Source organism: Pseudomonas sp. MNR3A (genome assembly GCF_009650575.1).
In the GTDB taxonomy this organism is placed as follows: domain Bacteria; phylum Pseudomonadota; class Gammaproteobacteria; order Pseudomonadales; family Pseudomonadaceae; genus Aquipseudomonas; species Aquipseudomonas machongensis.
In genome coordinates this window covers 159,143-170,128 of record NZ_VZZS01000016.1, presented here as the reverse complement: position 1 = coordinate 170,128, position 10,986 = coordinate 159,143, and the positions used below count along the sequence as shown (strand labels likewise).

At 62.4% G+C, this 10,986-nt stretch carries 9 protein-coding genes; 3 read left to right on the top strand and 6 right to left on the bottom strand.

Annotated features, from left to right (window positions below):
* Positions 1-88 precede the first annotated feature (88 nt).
* Complete coding sequence (macA, locus tag F6X62_RS12490; protein WP_063544969.1) at positions 89-1,246, top strand: macrolide transporter subunit MacA; 1,158 nt, start codon at positions 89-91, stop codon at positions 1,244-1,246.
* Between the two features lie 2 nt (positions 1,247-1,248).
* Positions 1,249-3,255, top strand: coding sequence for a MacB family efflux pump subunit (locus F6X62_RS12485; protein WP_153773689.1), 2,007 nt, complete (start codon positions 1,249-1,251; stop codon positions 3,253-3,255).
* 56 nt (positions 3,256-3,311) lie between these two features.
* Here F6X62_RS12485 and F6X62_RS12480 read toward each other — a convergent pair whose 3' ends face one another.
* From F6X62_RS12480 to F6X62_RS12470, 3 genes are all read right to left on the bottom strand, one after another.
* The gene (locus tag F6X62_RS12480) at positions 3,312-4,610 is read right to left on the bottom strand and encodes a hypothetical protein (protein WP_153773688.1); all 1,299 of its coding nucleotides are present in this window, start codon (positions 4,608-4,610) and stop codon (positions 3,312-3,314) included.
* Positions 4,611-4,698: 88 nt separating this feature from the next.
* Complete coding sequence (locus F6X62_RS12475; protein WP_153773687.1) at positions 4,699-6,030, bottom strand: hypothetical protein; 1,332 nt, start codon at positions 6,028-6,030, stop codon at positions 4,699-4,701.
* Between the two features lie 131 nt (positions 6,031-6,161).
* On the bottom strand, positions 6,162-6,818 hold the full coding sequence (locus F6X62_RS12470) for a LuxR family transcriptional regulator (protein WP_153773686.1): 657 nt from the start codon (positions 6,816-6,818) through the stop codon (positions 6,162-6,164).
* A gap of 206 nt (positions 6,819-7,024) precedes the next feature.
* Between F6X62_RS12470 and hisN the strand changes: the two genes are divergently transcribed.
* A complete protein-coding gene (hisN, locus tag F6X62_RS12465; RefSeq protein WP_153773685.1) occupies positions 7,025-7,816 on the top strand; it encodes a histidinol-phosphatase in 792 nt (263 codons plus the stop codon).
* Positions 7,817-7,819: 3 nt separating this feature from the next.
* Here hisN and F6X62_RS12460 read toward each other — a convergent pair whose 3' ends face one another.
* The 3 genes from F6X62_RS12460 to hbdH all read right to left on the bottom strand — a co-directional run bounded on the left by F6X62_RS12460 (position 7,820) and on the right by hbdH (position 10,951).
* Entirely contained in the window at positions 7,820-8,095 is a 276-nt protein-coding gene (locus F6X62_RS12460) for a peptidylprolyl isomerase (RefSeq protein ID WP_054890650.1), read from the bottom strand.
* A 34-nt stretch (positions 8,096-8,129) separates the two neighbouring features.
* The gene (locus F6X62_RS12455; protein WP_153773684.1) at positions 8,130-10,088 is read right to left on the bottom strand and encodes an acetoacetate--CoA ligase; all 1,959 of its coding nucleotides are present in this window, start codon (positions 10,086-10,088) and stop codon (positions 8,130-8,132) included.
* Positions 10,089-10,180: 92 nt separating this feature from the next.
* On the bottom strand, positions 10,181-10,951 hold the full coding sequence (gene hbdH, locus F6X62_RS12450) for a 3-hydroxybutyrate dehydrogenase (RefSeq protein WP_153773683.1): 771 nt from the start codon (positions 10,949-10,951) through the stop codon (positions 10,181-10,183).
* Positions 10,952-10,986: the final 35 nt, after the last annotated feature.

Genomic DNA, 10,986 nt, shown 5'->3' with positions numbered 1-10,986 from the left:
ACCGGCTTGCCCGGTGATTGCGAGGCCAGCCCGCCCCCACAAGGGGCGGTGTGGCACGCAGGCCTTTGGAACGGATGAACGAGCATTTATGGACAAGAGCAGATTTCGCAAGATAAGCCTGGGCTGTGCCCTGGCGCTGGTAGCAGGGATCACGTTGTACGCGGTACAGGCCCCGGCTACGCCGCCACGCTACATCACTGCCACGGTCGAGCGTGGTGACATCGAGAACGCGGTGCTGGCCACCGGCGTGCTCGAGGGTATCCGCCAGGTCGATGTCGGTGCCCAGGTTTCCGGCCAGTTGCGCTCGCTGAAAGTCAAGCTGGGCGACAAGGTGACCAAGGGCCAGTGGCTCGCCGAGATCGATCCACTGGTGCTGCGCAACACGCTGCGCCAGGCCCAGGTCGATGAAGAAAAGCTGCAGGCCGAGCGGCGCTCGACCCTGGCCCGGGTCAATCAGACCCGCCGGGTCTACGAGCGCTACAGTGCGTTGCAGGACGACGAGTCGATCTCGCGCCAGGACTTCGAGAACGCCGAGTCCGAGTACCAAGTGCAGCAGGCGACCCTGCACTCGCTGGACGCGCAGATCAAGAGCGCCCAGGTGCAGATCGACACGGCCAAGGTCAACCTCGACTACACGCGCATCAGTGCACCCATCGACGGCGATGTGGTGGGTATCGTCACCCAGGAAGGGCAAACCGTGATTGCCCAGCAACTGGCGCCGGTGATCCTCAAGCTCGCCGACCTGGATACCATGACGGTCAAGGCGCAGGTCTCCGAAGCCGACGTGATCCATATCAGCCCCGGCCAGCAGGTGTACTTCACCATCCTGGGCGAAGACAAACGCTACTACGCGACCTTGCGCGGCACGGAGCCTGCGCCGCAGAACTACCTGGAGAGCACCGACAAGAGCGGCGCTGCTGCGCCAAAGCAGAACACCGCGGTGTTCTACAACGCCTTGTTCGAGGTGCCCAACCCAGACCACCGCCTGCGCATTTCCATGACCGCTCAGGTACGCATCGTGCTGGCCACCGCCGAGGCGGTGCTCAGTGTGCCGGTGGCGGCGCTCGGGCCGCGCAGTGGCGACGGCAGCTTCCCGGTGCGGGTAGTCGACGCCAAGGGCTTTGCCCAGGTGCGCCAGGTGCAGGCCGGGATCAACAACAATGTCAGGGTCGAGATCAGGCAGGGGCTGGACGAGGGCGACCGGGTAGTGATCGGTGAGCCCATCGGCGATGCGGCGGGGGCATGAGCATGAACATGAACGTCGAACTGGCCTCGCAGCGCACCACCGCCGTCGAAGCCGGCCAGCCGCTGCTGCGCCTGGAGGGCGTGAGCCGCAGTTTCATGGCGGGAGACCGCGAGTTTCTCGCCCTGCGCCATATCGATCTGGAAATCGACGCGGGCGAGTTGGTGGCGATCATTGGCGCGTCGGGCTCGGGCAAATCGACGCTGATGAACATCCTTGGCTGCCTGGACCACGCCAGCGCCGGTTCCTATCAGGTGGGCGGCCAGGAAACCCGCGACATGGACGATGAGGCGCTGGCAGCGCTGCGCCGCGACCATTTCGGCTTCATCTTCCAGCGCTATCACCTGCTGCCGCACCTGGACGCCCTGCGCAATGTCGAGATCCCGGCGGTGTATGCGGGCACGCCCCAGGCCCAGCGCCACGAGCGGGCCCAGGAACTGCTCAAGCGCCTCGGCCTGGCCGGGCACCTGACGCATCGCCCCAGCCAACTGTCGGGCGGCCAGCAGCAGCGGGTGAGTATCTGCCGGGCCTTGATGAACGGCGGCGAGGTGATCCTCGCGGACGAGCCTACCGGCGCCCTCGACACGGCCAGCGGCAAGGAAGTGATGGCCATCCTGCTGGAGCTGCACGCCGCCGGGCACACCGTGATCCTGGTGACCCACGATCCCAAGGTCGCAGCCCATGCCGAGCGCATCATCGAGGTCAGCGACGGGCAGATCGTCAGCGATCAGCGCAACATGCCGCAGGCCGCGCCCGACGCAGCGATCCCCGAGCCGCAACGCAAGGCCCGGCCGCCACGGCGCCTGGTGGCCAGCCTGGGGTTGTTCCGTGAAGCGTTCAACATGGCCTGGATCGCGTTGATCTCGCACCGCATGCGCACATTGCTGACCATGCTCGGCATCGTCATCGGCATCACCTCGGTGGTGTCGATCTCGGCGATCGGCGAGGGCGCCAAAGGCTATGTGCTCAAGGATATTCAGGCGATCGGCAGCAACACCATCGACATCTATTCGGGCAGCAACTTCGGTGACAGCCGGGCAAAGGCCATCGAAACCCTGGTGCTGGCCGACGTCACTGCGCTCAACCAACTGTATTACGTCGACAGTGCAACGCCGGTGATCGGCCGCAGCATGCTGGTGCGCTACCGCAACCTGGACCTGGACGTACAGCTCAATGGCGTCAGCGAACGCTACTTCCAGGTACGCAACATCAACCTGGCCGCCGGCATCGCCTTCAGCGAAAGCGATGCCCGGCGCCAGGCGCAAGTGGTGGTGATCGACCACAACACGCGCTTGCGGCTGTTCGGCGAGGGGGTAGACCCGCTCGGGCAGGTGATCCTGATCGGCAATCTGCCGTGCACGGTGATCGGCGTGACCACCGAGAACAAGAACCTGTTCGCTGCCAGCAACGCGCTGAACGTCTGGGTGCCCTACGAAACCGCTGCCGGGCGCCTGCTGGGGCAGCGCCACCTGGACAGCATCAGCGTGCGGATCAAGGACGGCATGCCAAGCAAGCGGGTGGAGGAGGAGGTCAACACCTTGATGCTGCAGCGCCATGGCACCAAGGACTTCTTCACCAACAACCTCGACAGCATCATGCAGACGGTGCAGAAGACCAGTCGTTCGCTGACCCTGCTGCTGTCGTTGATCGCGGTGATTTCATTGGTGGTGGGGGGTATCGGGGTGATGAACATCATGCTGGTGTCGGTCACCGAACGTACCCGTGAGATCGGCATCCGCATGGCCGTCGGTGCCCGGCAGTCGGACATTCGCCAGCAGTTCCTGGTGGAGGCGGTGATGGTCTGCCTGTTCGGCGGGCTGGTGGGGATCGCGTTGTCGTACGGGATCGGCTATCTGTTCACACTGTTCGTCAAACAGTGGGAGATGGTGTTCTCGCCGGCCTCGATTGCCACCGCGTTCGCCTGTTCGACGTTGATCGGCATCGTGTTCGGCTTCGTGCCCGCACGAAACGCCGCGCGACTGGACCCGATCGAAGCCTTGGCGCGTGATTGAACTGAACGGCAGTCGCTGACGCGAGGGGGGCGTCAGCGACACGATGAATGCAGGACCTAACCGAGAACTTTGAACATAAAAGGCTTCTGGCTATCAAACCATCTGGCTACCCCACGGATTTCACTGCCGTTCAAAAACATATGTCTGAATTGCACCGCATTATGATGCACGAACCTGCCGGCGTCGCCAAACGACAGGTCCGCGTTGCCAGCCCCATCGAATCGATAGATCATGGCTGCAAAGGGCGCAGGGGACCTACCGAAAATCATGCTACTGGTGAAGCCGACGAGGATACGGCTCTTCGCATCGACGGCGATATGTGGCGAGGAAATAATCACCGAGTCTTTTACCACCTCGCTTTTACGCTGGAATGTACTGTCACGTTGTCCTGTCAAGAGATACGCCTCCAACGTCAACAGTGACTCAGCGTTCTCTACCAGCTCCGTAGAGGCAATCAGGATTCGACCTCGATGCACGTGCATGCAGCTGTTTTGATAATTAAGACCCGGTATTTCAACGTAGCCCGATTTGTTAAATGCCGTGTCAAGCATCCCCGTGTCAGTGAACTTCGTCAGGTAGCCTTGTTGTTCTCTGTAGGCCAACATAATAAACCCACCGTCCTTGAGGAAATGGACATCTGCCGGCTCCCATGTCGTGCTTCCAAGGGGCTCTAGTCGGTGAGCCGAGAGCAACTTTCCGGTGACTTCATCAAATTTTGAAATCCAACTTTCGAACGGCGGTTCTCTAAATTCGTGATAGCTGCTGGATACTGACCACATAGCGCCGTTAATGAGCTGGGCCTCTCCACTGGTCACTTGGTAGAGTCGTTTTACTGGCGCCTCGGCATGGTCGGCGTCGAACGCTTCAAACTTGGGCGTCGTGTTGAGATTGGCGCTTTTCTCGCCCAAGTCTGCGGGTGTAATTGTCGCAATGCCATTTTCACCGAACTCTGGCTGCGGTTTCAGATTCGGTAGGAAACAACCAACGGCCGAAGTGTATATGATGGGGTCGGCTTCATCTTCGGACGGCCAGAATACATTCGGCAAGTAACAGGCTACACGATCGAGCTGGCTGTATTTGATGCGGAAAGAAAGGGCTCGGTCCGGCAAAGTTTCATAGGGCAGGATGACCTGTTCCCGATGGATCAGTGCGCCGTGTTTGTCGAAGCTGACCAGGTAGTACTCTTCATCGTCGTAAGCCCGGACAACATGCACGCTCCGGCCATCTTGCAGGTCTGCGGAGTCGAAGATTTCGAATTCACGCCGATCACTGAATATCTTCAGATCTAGGACGCCCCCATCTCCGAAATCCGGGTCCAGTCGCCCTGCGTTACCAATATCTTCTGTCTTTTTCATGAGACTTACTCTCCTGGGGTGGTAAGCGGTAGGAACTATTTACCGTACTGGTAAGAATCTGCGGTACGCAGGTTGCTGCAGAAGCCGGTCAGCCGTGCAGCTTGAGTACCCTTTCCAGGAAGTACGCGCCGCTGGTAGGGAACAGCGTCAGGATGTGTATGCCGTGCTCACTGGCAAACACCTTGTTCGCCGTCCTGAAGTCAGGGCCGCCGTCAAAGAGGCCCTGGTTGCCGAAGGCGCTGTCGAGCTCTCCGGACCGTGTCAGGCGATACACATGCAAACGACCGACGTTGATGGCGGTCAGCAGGGCGCCACCGAGCACAATGCGATCCTGATCATCAATGTGAAGCTCGCCCAGGGCCAGGCCATGGCCATCGCTGCCGAGCATCAGGGGCTGGCCGCTATTGAAGTTCGTGTCGTTCGTCCCGGACTCGGTCAGCACGAACACTGTCGTGGCCTGTTGGAGCTGGAATTCCACGCCCCGGGAAACAGCGATCTGACCATTCCTTGCGAACATGCCGAGGCGCATGCTTGCTTGAACGGCGAACAGGTCCCGCTGGCCCTGGTCATCATTGAAGCGTTCATCGGCGATGGCGTGCCGGTCGTAACGCCTCACGATGACTCGCTGGCTGGCGTTTTCTGCCAGCACCAGGAAACTACCGTCGGCGAAGAAGTGCGCACGCAAGACCCGCAACGAAAAACCAGCCTTGTCGGTCAGTGGCAACATGCCGAGATCACGCGCCTCGCCGAGCTCAGGTGCCAGCTTGCCAGTCAAGGGGTTGAAGACCGCCAACCAGCTTTGAGTGTGCTCGTCGTTCCCGTCGCCGAGGGTGTAGGGGAAGATGGCTCGCAACAAGCCGTTCGCTAATACCAGTGGGCGCTCCTCGGACGACAGAAGCGCTTTCGTCGAGTGCTTCACTTGATGCTTCTTGGTGTCGCCTACGTCACCCTTCTGCCAACCTTCGCCCGGGTCTGGTAAAGCATGACCGTTTTCGCCAAAGGACGTTACCGGTTGGAAGCTTTCATCAAAACGGCTGATACCGACGAAGTTCAGATACCGTTCGAAGTCGGCATCGAAATAGGTGGGCACGCCAACGGCGAAGTAGGTCTGCTGGCCATCGATCGTGGCGCCGACAAGCCCTTTGAAGTCCAGTGCCTCATCGGGCAGATTCGCAGCGTCTACGACCACATGGCCGGTGCTTTCGTCCCACTGGCCATCGGCGTTGAGCCGGGTGAGCAATCCTGGGCTGGAGTCTGCGGGGTTACGGCCGAATACCACCAGCCGCCCTTTGGCGTCGAGGGTTGATGGCCCGACTTGGAGAGAGGCCACGTCCGGGTTATAGGGAGGTTCGGCCGGAATATTGGCCACTCCTTGCGTGCCGTAGGCATGGTCAGGCGTGCCGGAAGATTGCACGGACATGGTGGTGAGCTCCATCGTGTCAGGATGGCGTCGAAACTAGCGCAGTCGATGTGCTGCTCCAACTGGCAAAAATGATAGGCGGCACTGCGCCACATCGACTGCGGGGGTTGAATGCCCCGGTAGCGGGGCGCTCAGGGGTGTATCGAGGAATGGGCGCCATACATCCAGCGCATCAACGAATGCCGCCCGCTGATCCCCAGCTTGATCGCCGCGCGACGCAGGTAGCTTTCCACCGTATTGACCTTCAATTGCAGCAATTCGGCCTGCTGCGGTGCGGTGTGACCAGCCAGCAGGCCCAGGCAGACCTGCATTTCCCGTTCTGAAAGGGCAAGGCCGGTCTGGCTCAGGCGCTCGCGGAAACGCTCCTGCAGGCTGTCGCTCGGTCGCTCGCTGATGCTGGCCTGCAAGGCATCCAGGTGCTTTTGCAGCATGGGCAGCAACAGCGGCGAGATGTCCTGCAGGCAGTCGCGCTCGCGCGGCGAGAAACTTGCGCGATCAGCGCGCAGGACGTGCAGTTCGTAGTGATAATCGGCAGTGCGGCGCACCAGATGCAGACGGGCCGGGTCCAGAAGCTCGTCGCAGGCGGGTTCTCTGGCGCTGAACACGGTTTCACTGAGCAGGGTGGTGCTGCCGTGCAAACCGGGTGAGGCCAGGCGCACCTGGCGGATATGCGTGGCATCGATGCTCAGGTGGGTCTGGATCAGGTCATGCAGCAGGCGCGGGAATTGGCGGCTGCCGGTGCTGGCAATGACTTTGCCGATCTGCGGAAAGAGCAGGTGCGAATTCATCGTATCGTCCATGAGTAGCGGTCATCCGAAAGTCGCGATATGGCTTTTAGCCAGTATTTGGGCGCGACTGCTTGCTATCCTAGTACAACGATTCAGCTACCGCTTGATGAAATGGTCATAACCCCATGCCCGAAAGTGAGGTGCCTGTGCGCCTGCGACGCCGTGCTGGGGTATCATGGCCGCCTTTTCCCTACGAGGCCGGTCCCATGTCCCTGAACGCTGAGCAGATCGCAGAGTTTCGTGCTTTTGCCGAGCAATTGGCCGACGCCGCTGCGCTGGCGATCCAGCCGTATTTTCGCGCGAGCCTGGAGGTCGAGGACAAGGGCGGGCGCCTCTACGATCCGGTGACCGTGGCGGACAAAGCCGCAGAAGACGCCATGCGTGCGTTGATCCAGGCGCGATATCCGACGCATGGCATCCTGGGCGAGGAGCAGGGCGTGGCGAAAGGCAGCAGCCCGTTGACCTGGGTGCTGGACCCGATCGATGGCACCCGGGCCTTCATTACCGGCCTGCCGCTGTGGGGCACGCTGATTGCCCTGAATGATGGCCAGCAGCCAGTGGTGGGGGTGATGAACCAACCCTTTACCGGCGAGCGTTTCGTCGGTACGCCCGAGGGCGCCTGGCGTAGCGGTGCGCCGCTGAAGACCCGCACCTGTGGGTCGCTCGAGGCGGCCACGCTGATGTGTACCACACCGGACATGTTCGACACCCCGGCGCGCAAGGCGGCCTTCGAGCACGTGGCCGGGCGGGCGCGGCTGATGCGTTATGGCGGCGACTGCTACGCCTATTGCATGCTGGCGTCGGGGTTTGTCGATGTGATCGTCGAGGCGAGCCTGCAGCCCTACGACGTGCAGGCACTGATGCCGATCATCGAAGGAGCGGGCGGTGTGATCACCGCGTGGGATGGCAGCTCGGCGCAGAACGGTGGCTGCATCGTGGCCTGCGGCGACCCAGCGCTTCATGCCCAGGTGGTGGAGATGTTGCGCGCAGCGATGTAACGCTCAGTCGCGGTAGAACACCTGCACCAGGTGATAACCGAACTTGGTCTTGATCGGCCCATGCACCACGCGCAGGGCCTTCTTGAAGATCACCTGGTCGATGGCACCGACCAACTGGCCAGGACGCACCTCCCCCAGATCACCACCGCGCTTGCCTGACGGGCAGGTCGAGAACTTCTTCGCCAGCACGTCGAACGCCTCGCCCTTGGCCAGGCGTTGCTTGAGTTGTTCGGCCTCATCGGCGGTCTTGACCAGGATATGGCGCGCTTGTGCTTTCATGTGACACCTGTGCTTCGGGCAAAAAAGGGCGCCATTATGCCTGATCCCGCAGCTCGGCGCGGTCACGGAAATGCGCCAGCGCCTCGGGGTTGGCCAGGGCATCGGTGTTCTTTACCGCCAGCCCGTGCACCACGTTGCGCACCGCCAGCTCCACCAGTTTGCCGCTGACGGTGCGTGGGATGTCTGGCACCTGGGCAATCACCGCTGGCACATGGCGCGGCGTGGTGTATTGGCGTATCACCTGGCGGATACGCTGGCACAGGTCGTCGTCCAGTTGCAGCCCCTCGCGCAGACGCACGAACAGCACCACACGCACGTCGCCTTGCCAGTCCTGGCCGATGGCGATGCTCTCGACCACCTCCTCGACCTTCTCCACCTGACGATAGATCTCTGCCGTACCGATGCGCACGCCGCCGGGGTTGAGCACTGCGTCGGAGCGCCCGTGGATCACCAGGCCGCCGCTGGCGGTCTCTTCGGCGTAGTCACCCTGCGCCCATACGCCAGGAAACAGGCTGAAGTAAGCCTCGTGATAGCGGCTGCCGTCGTTGTCGCCCCAGAACCCCAACGGCATCGACGGGAAATGACGGGTGCAGACCAGCTCACCTTTCTCACCCACCACCGCCTCGCGTCGTTCGTTCCACACCTGCACGGCCATGCCCAGGCCCCGGCATTGCATTTCCCCGCGCCGTATTGGCAGGGTCGGGTTACCCAGCACGAAGCATGAGACGATGTCGGTACCGCCGGACATCGACACCAGGCGCACATCGCGCTTGATCTGGTGGTAGACGTAGTCGTAGCTGTGCGGCGACAGCGGCGAACCGGTCGACAACAACAGGCGCAGGCTGTCGAGGCGGTGGCTGCGCATCGGCACCAGGCCTTGCTGTTCCAGCGTGGCCAGGTACTTGGCGCTGGTGCCGAATACCTGGATGCCTTCGGCGTCGATCAGGTCGAGCAGGCGTTCGGGGCCCGGGTGCAGCGGCGAGCCGTCGTACAGTACCAAAGTGGCACCGACCGCCAGGCCGCTGGCCAGCCAGTTCCACATCATCCAGCCACAGGTGGTGTAGTAGAACATCACGTCGTCGGCCTTCAGGTCGTTGTGCAGGCCGTGTTCCTTCAGATGCTGCAGCAGTACGCCTCCTGCACTGTGAACGATGCACTTGGGTACGCCGGTGGTGCCGCTGGAGTAGAGGATGTACAGCGGGTGGTCGAAAGGCAGGGCGGTGAACTCAGGCTCGCCGCTGGCGTGATAGAAGTTCTGCCAGAGGCTGACCTTGGGGCAGACGAACTCATCGGTGCGCGTCTGCTCGCGGGTGTAGGGCACGACCAGCAGATGCTCCAGCGCCGGCAACTGGGCGCAGACCTGGTTGATCTTCTCGACCTGGTCGATCACCTTGCCGGCATAGTGATAACCGGCACAGGCGATCAGCAGCTTGGGCGCGATCTGGCCAAAACGATCGATGATGCCATGCAGCCCGAACTCGGGGGATGCGTTGGACCAGACCGCCCCCAGGCTGGCGCTGGCAAGCATGGCCACCAGCGTTTGCCAGGTGTTGGGCATGACCGCGGCGATACGATCGCCTGGCTGGATGCCGAGGGCCTTGAAGGCGCGTTGCAGGCCGGCGACCTCGGCGGCCAGTTGGCGGTGGCTGAGCACCTCGCGTGTGCCGTCCTCACGCACGGCGATCAGCGCCGGATGCGTGTCGCGCCGGCGCAACAGGTGTTCGGCATAGTTGAGCGTGCCACCTGCGAACCAGCGCGCGTCCGGCATCTGCGCGCCTTCGCTGAGCACCTGCGAGGGCAGACTGTGCCAGCGCACTTCGAAGAACGCGCAGAGGCTCTGCCAGAACGCTTCGCGCTGCTCGATGCTCCAGTGGTGCAGGTCTGCGTAGTTGGCGAGCTGCAGCCCAAGGTCCTGGTTCACCTGGCGGCGGAAGTGGTCCATTCGGCTGGCCTGGACCTGCGCAGGGCTGGGGCGCCACAGTACGTCGCTCATGCAAACCTCCTCGGTCGGTGGGGCATCGACACGGCCTGCCAGGCGCCGTCTTGAAGATACATTCAAGACGGTCCCTGATTGAACTCTAGACCTTACTGCGCCAACCAGCCGCCATCCACGTTCCAGGCGGCGCCACGCACCTGGCTGCCGGCCTCGCTGCACAGGAACAGCGCCAGCTCGCCCAGATGCTCGGGGGTGACGAAGGCCAGCGAGGGCTGTTTTTCGGCCAGCAGGTCATGCTGGGCCTGCCGAGGGTCGCCGCCTGCCGCTGCGCGGTCGTCGATCTGCTTCTGCACCAGCGGGGTCAGCACCCAGCCGGGGCAGATGGCATTGCAGGTCACGTTGCTGGTCGCGGTTTCCAGCGCCACCACCTTGGTCAAGCCGATCACCCCGTGTTTTGCCGCCACGTAGGCGGCTTTGCCGGTGGAGCCCACCAGGCCGTGCACCGAGGCAATGTTGATGATGCGCCCCCAGCCGCGTTCGCGCATGCCCGGCAGGGCCAGGCGGGTACCGTGGAACACGGCCGAGAGGTTCAAGGCGATGATCTTGTCCCAGCTCTGCACCGGGAAGGCTTCCACCGGCGCGACGTGCTGGATGCCGGCGTTGTTGACGAGGATGTCGACGCCGCCGAACTCGCGCTCGGCCAGGTCGAACAGGGCCTCGATCTGCGTCACCTCGGACAGGTCGGCCGGATGGTGGGCGACCTTCACGCTGTGGCGGGCGATCTCGGCGAGCGCCGGTTGTGGATCGCCAAAGCCGTTGAGCAGGATGTTGGCACCCGCCCGGGCCAGTACCTGGGCGATGCCCAGGCCGATACCGCTGGTGGATCCGGTGATGAGTGCCGTCTTGCCGTCTAGAGTCATATGCCGCTCCTTACACGATGCCGATAGCGTTGAAA